The organism is Roseibium sp. AWQ4_254, assembly GCF_056161025.1.
This window is the reverse complement of the sequence record NZ_JBSWYH010000014.1, coordinates 14977-36859: the sequence shown is the minus strand read 5'-3', so window position 1 is coordinate 36859 and position 21883 is coordinate 14977. Positions and strand designations below refer to the sequence as shown.

Genomic DNA, 21883 nt, shown 5'->3' with positions numbered 1-21883 from the left:
AGGACACGTCATGAGCGACACCAACAAGGCTGAACACGATCTGAGCGAAGCCGCGCTGTTTTATCACGAGCATCCAAAGCCAGGGAAACTGGAGATCCAGCCGACCAAACCGCTCGGCAACCAGCGCGATCTGGCGCTGGCCTATTCTCCCGGTGTTGCAGCGCCCTGTCTGGAAATCGCAGAAGACCCTGCCAAGGCCGCAAACTACACTTCCCGCGCCAATCTGGTGGCGGTGATCTCCAACGGCACGGCGGTGTTGGGTCTGGGCAATATCGGCCCGCTCGCCTCCAAGCCCGTGATGGAGGGCAAGGCGGTCCTGTTCAAGAAATTCGCGGGCATTGACGTGTTCGACATTGAGGTGGACGAGACCAATGTCGACAAGTTCGTGGATGCGGTGTCCGTGCTGGAGCCGACCTTTGGCGGCATCAATCTTGAGGACATCAAGGCGCCCGAATGTTTCATGGTGGAAGCCAAACTCCGGGAAAAAATGAACATCCCGGTTTTCCACGACGACCAGCACGGCACGGCCATAATCGTGGGGGCGGCCGTGCGCAACGGCTTGCAGCTGGCAGGCAAGAAGATCGAAGACGCCAAGATTGTTGCGTCCGGCGCCGGTGCTGCGGCGCTGGCCTGTCTCAACATGCTGGTCTCGCTCGGGGCGCGGCGCGAGAATATCTGGATCACCGACATTGAAGGTGTCGTCTATGAGGGCCGCGAAACCCTGATGGACGAGTGGAAGGCGGTCTTTGCGCAAAAGACCGGCAAACGCACCCTTGAGGAGGTCATCGACGGGGCGGATGTTTTCCTGGGCCTGTCCGTGGGCGGCGTGCTCAAGCCGCATATGGTGGAAAAGATGGGCACGGGCCCACTGATCCTGGCCCTCGCGAACCCGAACCCGGAAATCATGCCGGAAGACGCTTTGGCGGTGCGTGACGATGTGGTCATGTGCACCGGCCGTTCGGACTATCCGAACCAGGTGAACAATGTCCTGTGCTTTCCCTTCATCTTCCGCGGGGCGCTGGATGTGGGCGCGACCACCATCAATGAAGAAATGAAGCGGGCCGCAGTGGAGGCGATTGCCGGTCTGGCCCAGGAAGAGCCGTCCGACGTTGTGGCACGGGCCTATGGCGGCAAGACCGAGACCTTCGGTCCCAACTATCTGATCCCGTCGCCGTTCGACCAGCGGCTCATTTTGCGGATCGCCCCTGCCGTTGCCCGTGCGGCCATGGAAACCGGGGTCGCAACCCGGCCGATCACCGATTTCGACGCCTATCTGGACCGGCTCAACCGGTTTGTATTCCGCTCCGGCCTGATCATGAAACCGATCATCCAGAATGCGGCCAAGGACCCTCAGCGCATCATTTATGCTGAAGGGGAAGATGAGCGCGTGCTGCGGGCTGCGCAGGTTCTGATTGAAGACAATATTGCCCGGCCCATTCTGGTCGGCCGCCCGGATGTGCTGCAGCAGCGCTGCGAACGGTTCGGCCTGAAAATCCGGCCGGATGTGGATTTTGAATATGTGAACCCTCAGGATGATCCGCGCTACCGCGACTATGTGGACGAGTATTTCGAATGTGTCGGCCGCAAGGGTATGCCGCCCACCGCAGCCCGCACCGTGGTGCGCACCAACACCACGGTCATTTCTGCGCTGGCTGTGCGCCGGGGGGATGCGGATGCGGTGATCTGCGGCCTGGAAGGGCGGTTCATCCGCCATCTGCGCGACATCAAGCAGGTGATCGGCGTGTGCGAAACGGCGCATGACCTGTCAGCCATGTCCCTCCTGATCAGCAGCCAGGGTGCGCTGTTCATGTCGGACACGTTTGTGACCGAAGACCCGACGGCCGATGAGATCTCCGAAATGGCGGTTCTGGCTGCCGAGGAGATCCGCCGTTTCGGTATCGAGCCCAAGATTGCGCTTCTGTCCCTGTCCAATTTCGGCTCCCGGGAAACAGCGTCCTCCCGCAAGATGCGCGACGCGCTGGAACTGATCTGGGAACGTCATCCGGAGCTGGAAGTCGATGGGGAAATGCACGGCGACTCGGCCTTGAGCGAAGCGCTGCGGGAACGGGTTATGCCGGGCGGCAAGCTCAAGGGAGAGGCCAACCTTCTGCTCTTCCCGAACCTGGATGCGGCCAATATTGCTCATAATCTTCTGAAGGTGTCGACCAGGGCCCTGCATGTGGGGCCAATCCTTCTGGGCGCGGCCAAACCAGCCCATATTCTGACGCCATCTGTTACTTCGCGCGGCGTGGTCAACATGTCGGCACTGGCCAGCGTTGAAGCACAGACCCGCCAGAAAGACTGAGCCGGAAGACTGTCGGCTTTTTGAAACAATGGGCAGAGCGGCGCCGCCGCTCTGCCTTTTTGGTTTTCGACGCTGTGTCCTAAGTGCCATCTTTCAGGAACGGCCATGATGTTGAACGGGGTCGAAGGCGCTCTACGTAAAGGTGAAAGCCTCATGACCGGGAGTTGCAAATGGGTGTGCGCAAGTGCTTTCAGGGGATCGTTGCAAGTGCAGGTATCGCGATGTCAGCCACTTTTGTGCAGACGGGGCCCGCGCTGGCACAGACCTCCGTCACGGTGGAAGAGGTTGCTGGCGGTCTCTCCTATCCCTGGGCCGTCGCCTTTTTGCCCGGCGGCGGCTACCTGGTGAGCGAACGGGACGGCCTTTTGAAGGCAATCTCGCCAGAAGGCGTGCAAAGCGTTGTGTCGGGCACGCCGGAGGTGTTTGCCCAAGGGCAGGGCGGGTTGCTGGATGTGGCGCTCAGCCCGGCCTTTCAAGAGGACGGCCTTGTCTATCTGAGCTTTTCGCAAGGCTCTCCGGAAGGGGCTGGGACCTCGCTGTTCCGGGGCAGGCTTGTGGCCGGTGAGGGCGGCTACCGTCTGGAAGACGGCAAGACGATTTTCCGGGGCAACAACCGCGCCTATGGCGGCCGGCATTTTGGTTCGCGTCTGGCCTTTGCCCCTGACGGCAATCTGTTCATGACGCTGGGCGACCGGGGAGATGGCGAGCGGGCCCAGGATCTGTCGGATCACACCGGCTCCGTTCTGCGCCTGACGGCGGACGGAACGCCGGCTGAAGGCAATCCCTTCCTGAACCGGCAGGGTGCGAAACCCGAAATCTGGTCCATCGGCCATCGCAATCCCCAAAGCGCTGCCATTCATCCGCAAACGGGTGTCTTATGGACCGTGGAACATGGTGCGCGCGGGGGAGATGAAATCAACATTCCTCAAGCGGGCAGGAATTATGGCTGGCCGGTGATTTCTTACGGGCGGCATTATTCGGGCGGCAAGATCGGGGAGGGGACGGAGAAAGCCGGGATGGAACAGCCGATCTATTTTTGGGACCCGTCCATTGCCCCGTCTGGCATGACCTTTGTCAGCAGCGGCCGCTACCCGGACTGGCAGGGAGATCTTCTGGTAGGGGCCCTGCGCGGGCAGCATCTGGCGAAGCTGGATCTGGAGGGCACGCGCATCGCCGGTGAGGTCCAGCTGCTGGAAGATCTGGGCGAACGCATCCGGGACGTGCGTCAGGGGCCGGACGGGTATCTCTATGTGTTGACAGACACTGATGACGGACGGTTGCTGCGTCTGTTGCCACAATAGGCGGACGCTGCGTTATCTTTTGGGAGCTATGTTGTTTGCTTGACATTTCGGGCCGGGACGACGATATAGCGTTCTGCAACACTGCCGCGTGAGCAGTCTTGGGTCGCAGTCGCCCGAAACCAGGGTTTCTGAGGCAGGCGCACCCAATTGCACAAGATTTCGAGCCTGATGCGAGGCTCAACCAGTTCCCATGTCACGTGAGGGTCTGGCGGCAAAGAGTCAGGACAAAAGGTCCGGCTGCCGCAAACCAAAGACAAGACTGCAAGGAATGTCCTTGCGGTGACAAGAGCGTTTGCAACGCTCGCAACAAGGAAATGACTTTGACCAACTTTAAAGACCTGGGTCTGTCCGGTGATCTTGTAAAAGCCGTGTCAGAAAACGGCTATGACGCACCGACTCCGATTCAGGAAAAGGCGATCCCGCTCATTTTGAAGGGCCGGGACTTGATGGGGCTTGCCCAGACCGGTACCGGCAAAACGGCGGCCTTCGGCCTGCCGCTGATCGATCGGCTTCAGGATGAGAGCGAAGCGCCTCAGCCCAAAGGAACCCGAGCGCTGATTCTTGCGCCGACCCGCGAACTGGTCAACCAGATCGCCAAGAACCTGGTTTCCTTTCTGCGCAAGACACCGCTGCGGGTCACGTCCGTGGTGGGCGGCGTGTCGATCAACGGCCAGATCAAGCGTCTGGCCAAGGGCACCGATATTCTGGTGGCAACGCCGGGCCGGCTTCTGGACCTGGTGGACCGGGAAGCTGTCGACCTTGGCACAGCCTCCTACCTGGTTTTGGACGAAGCCGACCAGATGCTGGATCTCGGGTTCATCCACGCGCTGCGCCGGATTTCCGGCCTGGTGCGGGACGAACGCCAAACGCTGCTGTTTTCCGCAACCATGCCCAAGCAGATCGGTGATCTGGCCAAGTCCTATCTCCGCTCTCCGGAGCGGGTTGAAGTCGCCCCGGCCGGGCGCACGGCGGACAAGATCACCCAGAGTGTGCATTTCATGGACCGCAAGGAAAAGACGGACTTTCTGCTGGACCAGTTGCAGGCCCAGCCGGACAGCCTGTCTCTGGTTTTCTGCCGCACGAAACACGGTGCGGAGCGGCTGATGCGCAAACTTGCCCAGAGCGGTGTTGCGGCAGGCTCCATCCACGGCAACAAGAGCCAGAACCAGCGGGACCGGGCGATCCGGGAGCTGCGCGAAGGCAAGATCAACGTGCTTGTGGCCACTGATGTTGCAGCCAGGGGTATCGATATTCCCGGCGTGAGCCATGTTTTCAATTTCGAGCTGCCCGAGGTTGCCGAAGCCTATGTGCACCGGATCGGCCGCACCGCGCGCGCGGGTGCGGAAGGTGAGGCGGTTGCCTTGTGCGCTCCGGAAGAAATCGCCCTGTTCCGGCAGATTGAGAAGCTGATCGGGATTGATATCCCGGTGGCCGGAGGGGAGGTTCCGCCCATGTCGGCTGCTGAAAACCGGTCAAAACGCGGCGGCCAGAACCGTGGCGGGCAAAGCCGCGGGGGGCAGTCCAGGGGCAACCAGAACCGGGGCGACCAGAACCGGGGCGACCAGAAGCGGTCACATCCCAAACGCGGTGCGCACAAAGATGCGGCCAGTGGCGACAATGACAATGCGGCCCCGTCCCGTCCCTCCAAACGGCGTCGGCCGAACCGCCGCAACAAAGCGGCCTGAGACCAATCCCGATTGACCGGGCCCACTCCGACCGGTTTTGGCGGTCTTTCGGCTCGGCGCAGATTAGAGCGTGAGTTTGGCATACCGGGCAAGATCTGCAACAAGATCAGCCGGTGCTCATCCGCGAGTGGATGAGCACCGGCTAGCTGTTTCCTTTCAACAGGGCGGGCCTCTCTATTGGTTCAAAGGCCCAATACCAAGCGGAATTGATCCTGATCTGTTGGATCGCGCTTGGAGGGGCTTCGGCCAGGAGTGCGTCGCAGGTCGATACGGGGTCTCGGGCCAGACGTGCGACAACATAACATCCTAAGTCTCTCCGAATGCGGCCTCCCTTGAGCCAATCTCGCCCACGGACATCGTTGCACCGCTGATCCGGTCAACCAGACCGGGGCGCGCGACCCGCCTGGGCAGTATCGCGTTTTTCCGGATTGAATCTGTTTTGTCTTTTGCCTTGAAATCTCTGATTTCAGGCAGCGAAAGGCAAATCTGATGCAACGCGACTTTGCTTTCGCCGTTGAACGCAATTGGGGCATCAAATAGCTCATACCACCCTCAATAGATAGGAACCGATCTGACCGTTTTTGGGGACTGTTCGGCAAGGAGCAGGTTGCAGGGCGATATGGTTTATCGTTCAAAACTTGGGACGCAGCTGAACAGTCCTCAAACACGGCCTCGGTGGCCTGCTCCGGCCCGCCGGACTGCGTTGCGCCGCTTGAACGGCCAACCAGGCCGTCCTGCGCAACGCGCCTTGCCGGCCAATCCAGACCAGCGCCATCAGATGGGTTTCTATCTATTGAGGTTGGTATCATGATCAACTGCGCTTGGTATAGCGACGCGCTGGCCGAAGGGGACCAGAACCCGCCTCCAGTTGTATTTTCCAGGCTGCCGGACGGCGTTGCGCCGCTTGAACAGCCGGGGGGAGCGTTCTGCGCAGCCGGTCTTGCCCGCAAATCGGAAAAACCATCAGACCGGTATCTGCCAGTTGAGCTTGATCGCAGGCCGCATGACCGCGGCAGGCGCACATCGAACGGGTTTTGGCTTTGGAAAAAAATTGCACCGGGAAGTGGCCTTCCCGGTGCCAGACCTTGTGGTCGATGGGGTTCAGGGCGTCTGCCGTTGCCCTGAATATACTGTGAGAAACATCCAATCCCGATTTGGCACCGCCGCGCACCTACTCGGTCATCTCCGTCTCTTGCCCACAAGGTATCTGATCGCCAGCTGGCGGCCAGATTTCCAAGGATTATGGGGAACCCGCAGTATTTCTGAGAAGAAACGATCGAAGTTCTTCCAAAGGTGGCGGAAATCAATCTTGCAAGCCCCAATGCAAGTAAAATTAGATTAACAGGCCTGAGTCTGCAAATACAACCGGATTTCCCGAGAATGCGGTGTGGATATCTTATTAATATATATAAAACAAAGACTTATATGTATATGCCTGCATATTTGGCAATCCGATGAAGTAACCGCTGATTGTGTGATGTTGTCCACAGCTGCAAGAAATGCTTTGTTTTCAAAGAATTGCGAGAAATATCTTCTTTATCTATTATTGTATAGAAAAATCTTATGAAGGAAAATTTATTGGAAGAAATTGTTAAACAAATGAAAAATAACAGCTTTTTGAGAGCCCATGGCTTCGAAAATATGTGTAAGACGACTGAAGGGAAAATCTATAATTGGGGTCGAATACTCAGGATTTGCATAAAAAGTAAACAAAATCAGGTAATTTTGACCATATGGAATAAAAATCAGTATTGGACCTATAACAAAGTTTTATCTGGCCCGATATCTGTTTGACGATGACGTAGCGTGAGTATAAAACGCGACTGTCTCTTAAATGAAGCAAATAAATTAAAGAGGCAAAATAAACCGGGCAAAGACCTGGAACATGTGCACGTCGGCTCCATCTGGACCTCCGACTCCCAAAAGAATGCTGTTCGGAAAGAACAGCTTAGACCTTGTGGCGCGGGCGAAAGCGTTGCAACAGGAGGCCGTTTTACGGCTGTCCAAACGTGTGCTTTTGACAACCGCACCAGACCGGCGTCCCCCCACAAATAGCCGGTCTGAGACGACCCATCGGCCACAAGACGGCAGCGCCGGGTGATCTAGACACCCGGCGCTGCCTGTTCTTCCATGATCAGCGCTAACTACAGGAAAAGACCTGCGGGCGGAATTACTACGGCAGAGCCTGGTATTACATGTTTGGATAGTTCGGTCCGCCAGCCCCTTCCGGCACCGTCCAGGTGATGTTGCTGTTCGGGTCCTTGATGTCGCAGGTTTTGCAATGGACGCAGTTCTGCGAATTGATCTGGAAACGGGGCACGTCCTCGCCGTCTTCCACCCATTCATAGACCCCCGCCGGGCAGTAACGGTTGGAGGGACCTGCAAAAATGTCATGCTCGGAGGCTTTCTGCAGGGCGGGGTCAGCCACTTTCAGATGGATCGGCTGATCTTCCTCATGGTTGGTGTTGGACAGGAACACAGAGGAGAGCTTGTCGAAGGAGACCACGCCATCCGGTTTGGGATAGTCGATCTTCTTGCAGTCCTTGGCCGGCTTCAGGGTTTCGCTGTCCCGCTTGCCGTGTTTGAGCGTGCCGAAGAAGGAAAATCCAAACAGTTCATTGGTCCACATGTCCAGCCCGCCCAGACCAATGCCGAGCCAGGTGCCGAATTTCGACCAGAGCGGTTTGGCATTGCGCACTTTCTTTAGGTCCTGCCCGATGGGGCTGTCCCGCCACGCGCTATCATATCCACTCAGCTCCGTATGGGCTTCGCCACGGCCAAGGGCAGCCATGACTTCCTCGGCTGCCAACATGCCCGACAGCATGGCATTGTGGGAGCCCTTGATGCGCGGCACATTCACGAGCCCGGCCGAGCAGCCCATCAGCAGGCCACCGGGGAAGGAAAGTTTCGGTACGGACTGGTATCCGCCTTCGGTAATGGCCCGGGCGCCATAGGAAATGCGCTTGCCCCCCTCGAACGTGTCCCGGATCGCCGGGTGGGTCTTGAACCGCTGGAACTCGTCAAACGGTGACAGCCAGGGGTTTTCGTAATTCAGGTGGACCACAAAGCCGACCGCCACCTGATTGTCTTCCAGATGATAGAGGAACGAACCGCCGCCGGTCTTGCCGTCCAGGGGCCAGCCGAAGGAATGCTGTACCAGGCCGAGCTTGTGCTTTTCCGGATCGATCTGCCACAATTCCTTGATACCAATGCCGAATTTCGGCACATCGCTGTCTTTGTCGAGAGTGAATTTTGCAATCAGCTCCTTGGCCAGGGAGCCGCGCGCGCCTTCCCCGATGAGCGTGTATTTGCCGCGCAGTTCCATGCCGCGCGTGAACATGGCATTGGGTTTGCCGTCCCGGCCAATGCCCATGTCCCCGGTGGCGACACCGGCAACGCGGCCCTCATCATCATAAAGGATTTCGGCCGCCGCAAAGCCGGGATAGATCTCCACGCCGAGCGCTTCGGCCTTTTCAGCCAGCCACCGGCAGACATTGCCAAGCGAGACAATGTAATTGCCGTGGTTGTTCATCAGCTTGGGCAGCAGCATATTGGGCAGGCGCAGGGACCCGGCCGGGCCAAGCACCAGAAAATGGTCCGCAGTCACCTCCGTTTTGACCGGGCTGTCTTCCTCGCGCCATTGCGGAAGCAGCTTGTCCAGGGCAATCGGGTCGATCACCGCGCCGGACAGAATGTGGGCGCCGACTTCAGAGCCTTTTTCAAGCACAACGACGCTGAGCTCTTCCCCTTTATCATTGGCAATCTGCTTCAGCCGGATCGCCGCGGCGAGCCCGGCAGGGCCGGCGCCGACAATGACGACATCCACATCCATGCTCTCGCGTTCGCCAAGCGCGTCTTCTTCGCTCATTGATGTCTCCCTCTGCCCACTGGGCGCATTTCAATCTGGCCCTGTTTGCCTGATTTCGCAGAGCAAAACACGACATTTTTCCGTGCTGATTACGAAATTTACTGCTGTTCCGCTCGAATTTGCGCACAGATAGACCAAAGCAAGGGGAGGGCGTCAAGAGGGGTGGTGCCGTTTACGTAAGCGTCAAAAAACCACGGCGCGACTTGAATGAGATGTGCAAAGCGGGTGCAAAACGGCCCGGAACGCAGGGGCAAGTCATGTGGGATCTTGTTCTTGGCGGGCAAGCGGATAAAATCGCGCGCCGGAGGCCAATTTGGTGCAACACACGCATGAAGACCTGCGCGCGATAGAAAGCCTGTTGGAGTTCTATATCGACGCGGGCATCGACTGTTTTCTCGGAGACACGCCGGTTGACTGGGCAGAGCGCTCGCGTCAGCAGGCCGCTGCGCGCCGCTCGGCCGTGCCTGCACCTGCAGGTCAGGCTGCGGCACCTGCTGCGGCGGGAGCCGAGTCTGCCGCTCCAGGCGCTTCTGGCTGGCAGGACAGCAGGGCGGGCACACTGCCCGCGCAGGATCAGCCGCGGGGGAAAGGAAGAGGGGCTGCGCAAGCCTCTCCGCCCGCATCGGCACCTGCCGTCATGCCTGGATCAGGGCCGGCGCCCATGGCGGGCCAGCCGGCCGTTATTCCCGATCAGCAGATCATTGCGTCGGCGCGTGATCTGGCGGCTTCGGCGGAAACGCTCGATGAGCTGCGCGCTTGCCTGGAGGCTTTTGACGGCTGCAATTTGAAACTCACCGCCAAGAAGCTCGTTTTTGCCGACGGGGCCCCGTCCGCCAGGCTCATGTTTGTCGGCGAGGCGCCGGGCCGGGACGAGGACTTGCAGGGAAAGCCTTTCGTCGGCCGCTCCGGGCAATTGCTGGACCGTATGCTGGCGGCCATCGGGCTCGACCGGTCAGAGGTCTATATTGCCAATGTGGTGCCCTGGCGCCCGCCTGGAAACCGCACCCCGACGCCTCAGGAAACGGAAATCTGCAAGCCTTTCATCAAGCGCCAGATCGAGCTGATCGATCCGGATATTCTGGTGTTTCTGGGGGCCGCCTCCGCCAAAACCCTTCTGGGTGTTCAGGACGGCATCCGCAAAATGCGCGGCCGCTGGATGAGCTATCCTCTGAAAGAACGCGAGATCGCTGCAATCGCCACCTATCATCCAGCCTATCTGCTGCGCAGCCCGCTGGAAAAGCGCTTGTCCTGGCGTGATTTCCTCAGCATTCACGACCGGCTGTCCCCAAGAGACGGTTGATCTAAAGAGAGCTGAGCGGCTGCCGGTCAGGGCACACGGCAATTTCCGGCAACCGGCCTTTGCAAGGCCTCACTTGATACATATATCCAGAAGATGTTTTGACAGTCCGGGGCTTTTCAGAGTGCTTTCCAGTTTCCGCCGTTTCCTTCCCAAACGCTTCCGCAATGATACGCCGGTGATCCCGGTTGTGCGCCTTCAGGGCGCGATTGGCAATGTGCAGGGGCCCATGCGCTCCGGCCTTTCGCTGGCATCCGCTGCACTCCCGCTGGAAAAGGCCTTTTCCATGAAAAAGGCCCCGGCTGTGGCGCTGGTGGTGAACTCGCCAGGGGGCTCGCCAGTCCAATCACGTCTGATTTTCAAGCGGATCCGGGATCTGGCCAAGGAAAACGAGAAAGAGGTTCTTGTTTTCGTGGAGGATGTTGCGGCAAGCGGCGGCTACATGATCGCCCTGGCCGGGGACGAGATTCTGGTCGATCCGTCCTCCATCATCGGTTCGATTGGTGTTGTGGCAGCCGGGTTCGGCTTCACCGAGCTGATCAAGAAAATCGGTGTTGACCGGCGGGTCTATACGGCCGGGGAAAAGAAGGTCACGCTCGACCCGTTTCAACCGGAAGTCCCGGAGGACATTGAGTATCTGAAGACCCTGCAGCAGGAAATTCACGAGACTTTCATTGAGCTGGTCAAATCCCGGCGCGGCGATGTCCTGACCGAGGACCCGGATCTTTACACTGGAAAGTTCTGGACCGGGCGCACCGCGGTCCAACTGGGGCTGGCCGATGCCATTGGCGATTTGCGCGGTGTCCTGAAGGAGCGCTATGGTGACAAGGCCGAACCACGCCTGATATCCGCACCGCGCGGGTTGCTGGGTCGGCGCGCAGGACTTGGAGTTTTGCTGCCGGGGCGCCGCCTGAGTGAAGGGCTCGGCGACGAGCTGATCTCTGCTATTGAAAATCGGGCCTTGTGGATGCGCTACGGCCTTTGAAGCAAGATCCGGTCAAGCCGCAACAGCCCTTTAAGGGACTGCCCGGCGATTTGGCGCAGGATTGTTTTGGGGCGGGAATTCAAGGGAAGGGGAATTGAGATGACGGAATTGATTGGCGTTGCCGCCCTTGCCGTTGGCGGTTACTGGATTGTCCAGCGCATCAAGCGCAAGATGGCCGAGGTGGAGACCCAGATTTCCCGGGCCGCTGCCAAGGCCGATCCGAACGGGCGCGGGGCGAAGCTTGTGCGCGACCCCGCAACCGGCAAATACCGCCCGCAAGGCTGACGCAACCGGTCAGCCGCTTTTCTGTCATTTACCAGGCGTGCTGCCTGCCGGAAAAAAAGACCGGGAAATTGAGGCAGGTCGTCACTGATGCAGAAGTCTGCGAGCAGCAGGTGTCTGGGACCGGTCCCGCCAGTAAATTGATCTCCCGGGGCGTGTCAAGTTCAGGCGCAGCCGGGTTTGTGTCAGGGCTCTTGCCTGCACCCTTGACCTTATCCGGCCACCATGGCACCTGTCGCGCTGACGGCCGGGCAGGGTCTGCCCGGTTTCCAGACCAATTTCCCGGTTCCACGGCCGGTCCCACGGATAGAACACAGTCATGTCGAGCGACGTTCCGGCGCATATGCGCCCTGAAAATTCCTTCCAAGGCCTGATCCTCACGCTGCAACGCTTCTGGGCGGATCAGGGCTGTGTGGTGTTGCAGCCCTATGACATGGAAGTTGGCGCTGGCACGTTTCATCCGGCCACCACCTTGCGCTCGCTCGGGCCGCGCCCCTGGAAGGCCGCCTATGTGCAGCCCTCCCGCCGCCCGACGGACGGGCGCTATGGTGAAAACCCGAACCGGCTGCAGCATTATTACCAGTTCCAGGTGATCTTGAAGCCATCCCCTGCCGACCTTCAGGACCTTTACCTCAGATCCCTTTATGCGATCGGGCTCGACCCGAAACTGCATGACATCCGCTTTGTGGAAGACGATTGGGAAAGCCCGACCCTGGGCGCGTGGGGCCTTGGCTGGGAATGCTGGTGCGACGGGATGGAAGTCTCCCAGTTCACCTATTTCCAGCAGGTTGCCGGTTTTGAATGTTCCCCGGTCTCCGGCGAACTCACCTACGGTCTAGAGCGCCTGGCCATGTATATTCAGGGCGTCGATAACGTCTATGAGCTGAATTACAACGGCATGGAAGGCGATGCCAAGGTGACCTATGGCGATGTCTTTCTGCAGGCTGAACAGGAATATTCCCGGCACAATTTTGAACATGCCGATACCGAGATCCTGTTCCGCCATTTCAAGGATGCGGAAAACGAGTGCCGGGCGCTGCTGGCAGCCGGAGCCAAGGCGAAGGAAGACGCCGGTGCTGCGGTGCATCAGGTGGTGCTGCCCGCCTATGACCAGTGCATCAAGGCCAGCCATGCCTTCAACCTTCTGGACGCGCGCGGCGTGATTTCCGTAACTGAGCGCCAGAGCTATATCCTGCGCGTGCGCGAACTGGCGAAAGCCTGCGGGGCCGCGTTCCTGGAAACGGAAGCGGGCGGCGTCGGCTATCACAACCAGGCCGCTGAATAGGCGCTTATTGCGGTCCTCAAGAGACCGGCAGGATGACAAAGCCACCCTAAAAGGCTAGCGTTTGACCCGATTGTTGCCAGGGTCTGCGCTGAGCCGCATATGCCTCTGGAACCTGTTGCTTGGGTCAGAAAAGGGGCGCGCCTTGGGCTGGATTGTTTTTGCCATTTTGATCGCTGTGTCGGTCTATGCGATTTTTCTCTACAATACGCTCGTGAAGAAGCGGCAGATGGTGGAAGAGGGCTGGAGCGGAATTGACGTCCAGCTGAAGCGCCGGGCCAATCTCATTCCCAATCTGGTTGAAACCGTTAAAGGCTATGCGGATCACGAGCAGGAGACGCTGGACCAGGTCACCCAGTTGCGGGCGTCGGCCGGAGCGGTGGCGCAAGATGATGTGGCGGGCCGGGCGAAGGCGGAAGGCGCCTTGGGCCTGGCACTTGGCCGCCTTTTTGCTGTTGCCGAAGCCTATCCGGATCTGAAGGCAAGCCAGAACTTTTCCGATCTGCATGCCTCTCTGGACGAGATCGAAAATGCCATCCAGATGGCACGCCGCTATTACAATGGCGCTGTCCGCGGTCTGAATGTGGCTGTCGAGAGCTTCCCGTCAAATCTTGTCGCGACCCAGTTCAAGTTTGAAAAAGCGGACTATTTCGAGATCGAGGACGCTGCCGAGCGGGCTGTTCCTCAGGTTCAGTTTTAGGGAGCTGCGCCTGTGATCCTGAAGAAGGTTTTTGCCGTCCTTGTTCTGCTGGCTGCTGGCAGCTTGAACGGGGAGACTGCGCTGGCGAAAGAGCGCATCTTGCGCTTTGTCTCCAATATCGAGGTGGCCCGGAGCGGCCTTTTGACCGTGACCGAGACGATCGCCGTGCGGGCGGAAGGCGCCCAGATCAAGCGCGGTATCTACCGTGACATTCCCCTCCAGATCGAAGGGGAGGGCGGTCGGGTCTACCGGGCCGGTTTCAAGCTGCTGTCGGTTCTGCAAGACGGCAAGCCCGCCGCCTTTCAAGAAAACGGCAATGGGGCCGGTGTCCGGATCTATATCGGCGACAAAAATGTCTTTCTGCAGCATGGCACCTATACATACACCATCAAATACCAGACGGACCGGCAGATCCGTTTTCCAAAGGACCATGACGAAGTCTATTGGAACGCGACCGGCAACGGCTGGATCTTCCCGATTGACGACGCGGTGGCGCGGGTGGTTCTGCCGGAGGGCATAAAGGCCCGGGACTGGACGGCCTATACCGGGGCGGTTGGCCAGACATTCCGGGCCTATGAGGCCAGTGTTGGCGAAAATGGCCGGGAAGTGATTTTCAAGACCACCCAGCCGCTCGCCCCTTATGAGGGGATGAGCGTCGTTGTGGCCATGCCGAAGGGGGCGGTTACGCCACCGACGCAAGCCGATCAGATCGGCTATTTCCTGTCAGACAACAGCTCGGAGCTGATTGGCGGGGCCGGTGTCCTGCTGGTGCTGGTCTATTATACCGTGGCCTGGCTGCTGGTCGGCCGGGACCCGGCAAAAGGCGTCATCTTTCCCCGGTTCAAGCCGCCTGCAAATGTGTCGCCGGCTCTCGCCAGATATGTGTCCACTCAGGGCTTCAGCGATGGCGGCTGGATCGCCCTTGCCGCGGCCAGTCTCAATCTTGCGGTCAAGAAACGGCTGCGGCTGGAGCAGCACGACGGCGATGTGGTGCTTGCGCTTGAAGAGAACGGGGCCGGGATCGGGGGCGGAGGGCAGCGGCCTTTGCCGGAGGGGGAGGCGGCACTTGTGCGGTTTCTGAAAGGGCTTGGAGCTCCCTTGCAAATCTATGAGGGCAATGGAAAGTCCATCAAGGCGCTTGGCAGCAGCTTCCGGGGTGCCATTGAGACGGAAAGCCGGAACGTCTTTTTCAAGACCAACCGGTTTTACCTGATCCCCGGCGCTCTTTTGAGCGCTGCGTGTGTCCTGGCGCTGTTTCTCTTTGGCCAGATGTCTGAGGCGCATCGGGAATTTGCATTTCTGTTCATGGTCCTGTCTGTCTTTGCCACCGCTTTTTCGGTCAATATCGGCAAAGCCATTTTCCGCCTTCAGAACATGCAGCTCCGCATGGGCTTGATTTTCCTCTTGTCTGTGGGCGCTCTGACGGCCGCTGGCCTGGTTGCCAACAACATCTCCGGCGGTGTCGGTTCGCTCCCGGTCCTGCCGGTCGTGGCAGCTGTGCTGGTGGCGCTGAATGTGCTCTTTTTCTTCCTGCTCAGTGCCCCGACGGCCCTCGGGCGGCAGGTGCTGGATGAGATCGAAGGGCTCAAGCTCTATCTGTCGGTCGCTGAACAAGAGCGGCTGAACATGGCTGAAGCCCCGGACATGAGCACGGTGCATTTCGAAGAGCTTCTGCCCTATGCGGTGGCGCTTGGGGTGGAAAAGCCCTGGTCCAAGGCGTTCGAGGGCTGGCTAACCACGGCTGCAGGCGCGGCGGCAGCGGCGGGCTACCAGCCCCATTGGTACGCGGGGCAACGTTTCGATCCTTCGCACGTTTCCAGTACGCTTGGTGAGACCGCCAGTTCCATGGCCCAATCCTTCCAGTCATCGCTGCCGGTTCCCAAATCCTCCGGTTCCGGCTTTTCAGGCGGGTCTTCCGGCGGCGGTGGCGGAGGCGGTGGAGGCGGAGGCTGGTAGACGGCCGGGGCCCTTGACCCCTGCCTCCCATTTGCCTCAGGTTTGCAGTCGGGCGGCGTGTTCCGCGCTCTGGCGCTGCGCAGCCCGGGGCAATAGCGGTCTCCTGGCACACAAAACGCAAGTCTTGGCGCGGCTGAAACGCATAATACCAACCTCCATTACTGTCCGGGAAAATTCTGATTTAGGATAAAAAAGGTCCGTTTTTGGGAGAGATTCTGAATCAGGCGTTGCAACCACGATTCTAGACGATCTCCTTACAAAACGGGCCTTTTTTATCCTAAATCAGAATTTTCCCGGACAGTAGTGGAGGTTGGTATAGGGGGCTGACGCAAGAGATTTGGTCTTGCCTCAATAAAAGGGGACAGCGCGTGTCCGCAGTCAGACCCGGAGCCGCCGGGCGGTATCTATTTCCGGTTCTTGCTGTGGGTCACCCATTGATCAATATTCAAAATTGACCATACGTAAGATATTGAATTGCAGCACTGGAAACATACGGAAGTATTGTGTGTCCGGTTTGAAGTGGATGGCACGTGGCGATTTGCGTCAGTCTTGTTGTTTATCTGTTGCAGCGGAATTTTAATTTCGGGAAGCTTGCGTAAATTGACAAAGGTCAATGTTGCCAATGTCTGTCGGAACTAGTCGACGTGAAGCGCAGTTCTGCGCGTCGATTATGGAGACAGACATGAATATGAAAATGTCCGGGCTGCTGGGGCTGATCGTCACGGCAGGACTCATCGCCCCGGTGCATCAGGCTCTTGCGGCAGACCTGGGAGAGGGCGCCCCTCAGGATCCGGTCAACCAGATCAAAACGGTCAGCCCCTGGCAGGTGCGTGTGCGCGCTCTCGGGGTCATTACCGAGGATAGCGGGTCCGTGGATGGGGTGTCCGGATCCGATCTGTCCTATACGGACACCGTGATTCCCGAGCTCGACATCACCTATTTCTTCACCGACAACATTGCTGCCGAACTTATTCTCGGCACCACCTATGCCAAGGTGCACGGCGAAGGCGCGCTCAGTGCGCTTGGTGATGTCGGGGAAACCTGGCTGCTGCCGCCAACCTTGACGCTGCAATATCACTTCACCAATTTCGGCGCGTTCAAGCCCTATGTCGGAGCTGGTGTCAACTACACGATCTTCTACAACCAGTCAGCGGAAAGCGCGGACAATCTGGACATCCAGAATGCCTGGGGCGCTGCGGTGCAGGCCGGTTTCGACTACATGATCGATGACCACTGGGGCATCAACATGGATGTGAAGAAGATCTTCATGGAACCGGATTTTGACGTAACGGTGGCCGGGTCTGAACTCTCCGGCACGGCGGATCTCAATCCGTGGCTGGTGGGGGCCGGTATCACCTACCGCTTCTAAAGCTGTGAAGGGGCGGGGGAAGGCGATTGGCCCCTCCCAGTACCCTCAGGGTCAAGGTCTTTGGCCGCCGGGGCTGGCAAACGGCTCCGGTGGCCGTCTTTTCTGGTGGCCCCGTTAGACCGCCATACCCGGATCAGGCCACATTGGAACTGCCGGAAAAGGGCGGTTGACCAGCTTCCTGCCGGCTCAAAAGCGCAGCGGCCTCTTTGGCGGGCAGGGCATGTGCATACAGGAAGCCCTGGCCGAACTGGCAGCCATTCGAACTGAGGGCTTCGTGTACCTCGTCCTGCTCGACCCCTTCGGCCACAGCATCGATATTCAGGCCTTTGGACAGTACCAGGACCGCTTCCACAATGGCGGCACATTGTTTGTCGGTGAGCATGCGTTCGGTAAAGGAGCGGTCGATCTTGACCTTCTTGATCGGAAAATCCCGCAGATAGCTGAGGGAGGAATGTCCTGCCCCGAAATCATCCAGCGCAATGCTGATGCCTGCCGCTGTCAGTTCCTGCAAAATACGCCTTGCCGAATCCGGATTTTTCAACAAGGAGGTTTCGGTGATTTCCAGCACCAGCCGGCTGGGCGGGAAGGCACTGGCTTTGAGAATAGTCGTGATCTGCTCGGGAAGGGCGGGATCCTGCAATTGTACGGGCGACAGGTTGAAAGAAAGAGAGAGCTCGTCCGGCCAGTCCCGGGCCGCGATGCAGGACTGGGCGAGCAGGTGCCGGGTCAGGTCCGAGATGATGCCGCAATCCTCGGCGATCGGGATGAACTGGGTTGGAGCAACGGCACCGAAGTCGCTGTCCCACCAGCGGGCAAGCGCCTCAAAACCGGCGATCCGGCCTGTATTCATGTCCAGAATGGGTTGAAAATGGGCGACGATATCGCCGTCGTCGATGGCACGGCGCAGCCTTTGTTCCAGAAGGGTCCGGTGCAGGATGGACGCATCCATGTCGACTTCAAAGAACCGGTAGGTGGATCGGCCGGACGATTTTGCGCGGTAGAGCGCAATGTCGGCGCGCCGCAGCAGCTCGGTGACCGCATGGCCATCCAGAGGGTAAAGGGCAATGCCAACGCTGGTGCCGACGGAAATCTGGCGATCGCCGAACTCAAACCGGTCGGTGATGCGGGTCACAAGGCGCCGGGCAAAGCTTGAGACTTCCGCCTTGTCCTGAAACGCCGGGGACACAATGGCGAATTCATCGCCGCCGAGCCGGGCGACGAGACCATCCTGTCCGACGGTTTTTGCCAGCCGGTCGGCAAAACTGCGCAACAGACTGTCCCCAAACGCGTGGCCATAGACGTCGTTGATCGGTTTGAACCCATCCAGGTCCAGCATCATCACCGCGCGGAAATGGCCGTCCTTCACATCATCGCACAGGTCCGGAAAGGCCTCCAGAAACCGGCGGCGGTTCGGCAGGCCGGTCAGCGCATCATGCTGGGCCAGAGCCAGAGCTTCGGAATGTTGCGAAGACCTGGCGCGCAGTTCCTGGCGCAGCCTGCTCGTGGCCCACACGCCGCAAAGGACGCCCAACAGCGCGATGATCATGAAAATGCCGGTCGCTATATCAAAGATCAGATGCCCAGAATCCTCATGCGCCTCTTCCAGAATATGGGGCATGTAGAGGAAGAAGATAAAGCAAAAGATTGCGGCAATGAAAATTGCAGCTAAAGAGTGTGTAAAGAAACGGGCGCTGAACAGGTTCCTCATGATCACTTATTCAGTCCAAATAGATCTGCTTTACTAACGGATACTTGGAATATCACGCATATTCATTTAGGAAAGATGAAGCAAGGTGCTGAAATCTCGTAGTTAAATTTGCTTATGGCTACGGTTCTCTCAAGCTGGATGATGGCCCTGTTTGCCAGGACTCTTGCGATGGGCGCTTCCCTGCTGGAGCTGCTGGAAAAGGGGTGACAAGTTGGCCCCGAGTTGCTAACGGACGCACAGTTGTTCCTGCAAATGCCCTACCCAAGACCGAAGGCCCGAAATTCCATGCCTGATCTTCTGCTTGAGCTGTTCAGCGAAGAAATCCCGGCCCGCATGCAGCGCAAGGCGGCTGAAGACCTGAAATCCCTGGTGACCAATGCACTGGTGGAGGCGGGTCTGCCATATGAGGGGGCCAAGGCCTTTGCAACGCCCAGACGTCTTGCCTTGCATGTGGCCGGTGTTCCGGCCGGGTCTGCGGCCACCCGTGAGGAGCGCAAGGGGCCGCGCGTGGGGGCGCCGGACAAAGCCGTCGAAGGCTTTCTGCGCGGGGCCGGACTGGGCTCCATTGACGAGGCCACCATCCAGAGCGACCCGAAGAAGGGCGACTTCTATGTTGCGGTGATCGAAAAGCCGGGCCGCTCCGCCGTCGACATTATCGCCGAGTTTATGCCGGGCCTTCTGCGCGGCTTCCCCTGGCCGAAATCCATGCGCTGGGGCACGGCTGCGACGCGCTGGGTGCGCCCGCTCCATTCCATTGTGGCCACCTTCGGCCCTGAAACGGAAGAGCCGGAGGTCGTATCCTTTGAATTTGACGGCCTGGCCTCGGGCCAGACAACACGGGGGCACCGCTTCCTGGCCGATGAGGTCTTTTCCGTGCGCCGTTTTGACGATTACGCGGCCAGCCTGGAAAAGCACAAGGTCGTGCTGGAAGCAGACCGGCGCAAGGACATTATCCTGAACGATGCCAAGGACCGGGCGCTGGCACTCGGACTGGAGCTGGTGGAAGATGCGGGCCTCTTGGAAGAAGTGGCCGGGCTGGTCGAATGGCCGGTGGTGCTGACAGGCAGCTTCGACGAAGCGTTTCTCGACATTCCGGACGAGTGCATTCAGCTGACCATCCGCGTCAATCAGAAATGCTTTGTGCTCAAAGACCCGAAGACGGGCCGTCTGGCCAACCGGTTCGTTCTGGTGTCGAACATTCTGGCCGAAGATGGCGGCAAGATGATCGTGGCCGGAAATGAAAAGGTCATCAGGGCCCGCCTGTCCGATGCGCGCTTCTTCTGGGAAACGGATCTGAAAACGAAGCTCTGTGACAATCTGCCCAAGCTGGAGGACGTCAAGTTCCATGAAAAGCTGGGCAGCGTCGGTGACAGGGTCAAGCGCCTTGTCAGCCTCTCCGGCGGGCTTGCCTCCCTGACCGGGGCCGATGAAACCGACGCCGAACGGGCGGCAGAGCTCGCCAAGGCGGATCTTGTGTCCAGCATGGTTTTTGAATTCCCGGAATTGCAGGGCCTGATGGGACGCTACTACGCAGCCGCGCAAGGCGAAAAGGTTTCTGTCGCTACTGCCATAGAGGATCACTACAAGCCCCAGGGGCCGAGCGACCGGGTGCCATCCGAGCCGGTGGCCATCAGCGTGGCTCTTGCGGAAAAGCTGGACCTCCTGGCGGGATTCTGGGCCATTGACGAAAAACCGACCGGCTCCAAGGACCCTTATGCCTTGCGCCGGGCCGCGCTCGGCGTGGTGCGCATTGTTCTGGAAAACGATCTGCGGCTCAAGCTGGGCGTGGCTCTGACATCCGCGCTGGGCCCGATCAAGGTGGATGTGGCTGCGCCGGACGCGCTGGTGGCGGATCTCCTGTCCTTCTTTGCGGACCGCCTCAAAGTGCATTTGAAGGATGAGGGCGCGCGCCATGACCTGATCGATGCGGTGTTTGCCCTTGGGGGGCAGGATGATCTTCTGATGGTGGTCAAGCGGGTGGAGGCACTCGGCCGGTTCGTTGCCTCTGACGATGGCACCAACCTGCTGGCGGGCTACAAACGCGCCGTCAATATCCTCAAGGCGGAAGAAAAGAAAGATGGGGCGCCGGTCTCTGGAAAGCCCCATGCGGATCATTTCAAGGAACAGGCCGAAATCGATCTGGCCGCGGCCATAGATACCGCAAAGGCCGAGGCCGCTAAGGCTGTTTCCGCAGAGAATTTCGAAGGTGCAATGGAAGCCCTGTCGAAGCTGCGGGGACCGGTCGACCGGTTCTTTGAAGATATTCTGGTGAATTCGGACGACCCTGCCCTGCGCCTGAACCGCCTGCAACTGCTTGCCGAAATCCGGGACGCTACCCATGTGGTGGCGGATTTCTCGAAAGTGGCCGGGTAATATCTGGCTGAAACAGGCGTCTGGAAGCCGGTTTCAGCCTTTGCGCTTTGAGGCCTTGCTGCGCATGGTGTTCATCGGCTGGAGCAGCGCCAGTTGCGCTTCCAGAATGTCAAGCCGGTCCCCGCTGGCACCGCTGTCCGGCGGCTTGGAAAACGTCATCAGATCGGTCTCTTCTATCAAGTGTGGTTGGTATGACAGCTCTACGGCTGAACCGGGATCAAAATGGAAAAATGGATGTCCTTGGAAATTCGCACCGCGCGTCCTGAAGATCTGGACGGGATGGCGCAGCTGATCAACCGGATCATCGCCATCGGAGGATCAACCGCCTACCGCACGCCCTTTGATGCGGACAAAATCCGGAGCGAATTCATGCCGCCGGTCTTCGGCCTTTGCTGCCATGCCGCCGTCGAGGGAGCCGGTATCCTCGGGTTTCAATCGCTTGTGCGCAGTGATCCGGACTGGCCGGGGGAGCTCAAACTGCCTGCAGATTGGGGCGTGATTGCAACCTATGTCGACCCGTCCGCCCATGGGCGTGGAGTGGGAACGCAGCTCTTCAGGCAAACGGCAGCAGCAGCCAGACAGGCGGGAATCCAGCACATTGACGCAACGATCCGCAAGGAAAACAGTGGTGGTCTGGCCTATTATTCCAGGATGGGGTTTGAAGACTACCGGTCCGGCGAAGAGACGGTGTCAAAGCGCTTCAGCTGCGCATGATCCGGGGCACTGCAGTTGCAATCCGGCAGTGAAGGCTTCGCGCGACAAAGGGGCAGCG

Annotated in this window: 15 protein-coding genes; 12 read left to right on the top strand and 3 right to left on the bottom strand. The window is 59.1% G+C overall.

Features of this window, described 5'->3' with window-relative positions:
* The first annotated feature begins 10 nt into the window (after positions 1-10).
* From ACXAIC_RS12370 to ACXAIC_RS12360, 3 genes are all read left to right on the top strand, one after another.
* Positions 11-2305 carry an NADP-dependent malic enzyme gene (locus ACXAIC_RS12370; protein WP_475178873.1) on the top strand — a complete coding sequence of 765 codons (2295 nt, stop codon included), beginning with the start codon at positions 11-13 and terminating at the stop codon, positions 2303-2305.
* Between the two features lie 170 nt (positions 2306-2475).
* The gene (locus ACXAIC_RS12365) at positions 2476-3606 is read left to right on the top strand and encodes a PQQ-dependent sugar dehydrogenase (RefSeq protein ID WP_475178870.1); all 1131 of its coding nucleotides are present in this window, start codon (positions 2476-2478) and stop codon (positions 3604-3606) included.
* Between the two features lie 320 nt (positions 3607-3926).
* A complete protein-coding gene (locus tag ACXAIC_RS12360) occupies positions 3927-5291 on the top strand; it encodes a DEAD/DEAH box helicase (protein ID WP_475178868.1) in 1365 nt (454 codons plus the stop codon).
* Between the two features lie 2191 nt (positions 5292-7482).
* On the opposite strand, the gene ACXAIC_RS12355 is transcribed toward ACXAIC_RS12360, so the two are convergent.
* Complete coding sequence (locus ACXAIC_RS12355; RefSeq protein WP_475178863.1) at positions 7483-9159, bottom strand: electron transfer flavoprotein-ubiquinone oxidoreductase; 1677 nt, start codon at positions 9157-9159, stop codon at positions 7483-7485.
* A 316-nt stretch (positions 9160-9475) separates the two neighbouring features.
* On the opposite strand from ACXAIC_RS12355, the gene ACXAIC_RS12350 reads away from it, so the two are divergent.
* The 7 genes from ACXAIC_RS12350 (at position 9476) to ACXAIC_RS12320 (ending at position 17030) form a co-directional block, all read left to right on the top strand.
* Entirely contained in the window at positions 9476-10459 is a 984-nt protein-coding gene (locus ACXAIC_RS12350; RefSeq protein ID WP_475178859.1) for a uracil-DNA glycosylase, read from the top strand.
* A gap of 121 nt (positions 10460-10580) precedes the next feature.
* Positions 10581-11441 carry a S49 family peptidase gene (locus tag ACXAIC_RS12345; protein WP_475178856.1) on the top strand — a complete coding sequence of 287 codons (861 nt, stop codon included), beginning with the start codon at positions 10581-10583 and terminating at the stop codon, positions 11439-11441.
* Between the two features lie 99 nt (positions 11442-11540).
* Positions 11541-11726, top strand: a complete 186-nt coding sequence (locus tag ACXAIC_RS12340; protein WP_475178851.1) for a hypothetical protein — start codon at positions 11541-11543, stop codon at positions 11724-11726.
* A gap of 316 nt (positions 11727-12042) precedes the next feature.
* Positions 12043-13008 carry a glycine--tRNA ligase subunit alpha gene (locus ACXAIC_RS12335; protein WP_475178849.1) on the top strand — a complete coding sequence of 322 codons (966 nt, stop codon included), beginning with the start codon at positions 12043-12045 and terminating at the stop codon, positions 13006-13008.
* 151 nt (positions 13009-13159) lie between these two features.
* Positions 13160-13705 (top strand): LemA family protein, encoded by a 546-nt coding sequence (locus ACXAIC_RS12330; protein ID WP_475179205.1) that lies wholly within the window; start codon positions 13160-13162, stop codon positions 13703-13705.
* Positions 13706-13717: 12 nt separating this feature from the next.
* Positions 13718-15661: a DUF2207 domain-containing protein gene (locus ACXAIC_RS12325; protein ID WP_475178845.1), complete on the top strand. Its 1944-nt coding sequence runs from the start codon at positions 13718-13720 to the stop codon at positions 15659-15661.
* Between the two features lie 688 nt (positions 15662-16349).
* Positions 16350-17030: an OmpW/AlkL family protein gene (locus tag ACXAIC_RS12320; RefSeq protein ID WP_475179202.1), complete on the top strand. Its 681-nt coding sequence runs from the start codon at positions 16350-16352 to the stop codon at positions 17028-17030.
* A gap of 133 nt (positions 17031-17163) precedes the next feature.
* On the opposite strand, the gene ACXAIC_RS12315 is transcribed toward ACXAIC_RS12320, so the two are convergent.
* Positions 17164-18738 (bottom strand): putative bifunctional diguanylate cyclase/phosphodiesterase, encoded by a 1575-nt coding sequence (locus tag ACXAIC_RS12315; protein WP_475178842.1) that lies wholly within the window; start codon positions 18736-18738, stop codon positions 17164-17166.
* Positions 18739-19023: 285 nt separating this feature from the next.
* Here ACXAIC_RS12315 and glyS point away from each other — a divergent pair, with 285 nt between their 5' ends.
* Positions 19024-21111 carry a glycine--tRNA ligase subunit beta gene (glyS, locus tag ACXAIC_RS12310; protein WP_475178838.1) on the top strand — a complete coding sequence of 696 codons (2088 nt, stop codon included), beginning with the start codon at positions 19024-19026 and terminating at the stop codon, positions 21109-21111.
* A gap of 33 nt (positions 21112-21144) precedes the next feature.
* On the opposite strand, the gene ACXAIC_RS12305 is transcribed toward glyS, so the two are convergent.
* The gene (locus tag ACXAIC_RS12305; protein WP_475178835.1) at positions 21145-21270 is read right to left on the bottom strand and encodes a hypothetical protein; all 126 of its coding nucleotides are present in this window, start codon (positions 21268-21270) and stop codon (positions 21145-21147) included.
* A gap of 75 nt (positions 21271-21345) precedes the next feature.
* On the opposite strand from ACXAIC_RS12305, the gene ACXAIC_RS12300 reads away from it, so the two are divergent.
* Complete coding sequence (locus ACXAIC_RS12300; RefSeq protein WP_475178831.1) at positions 21346-21825, top strand: N-acetyltransferase family protein; 480 nt, start codon at positions 21346-21348, stop codon at positions 21823-21825.
* The last annotated feature ends 58 nt before the right edge of the window (positions 21826-21883 follow it).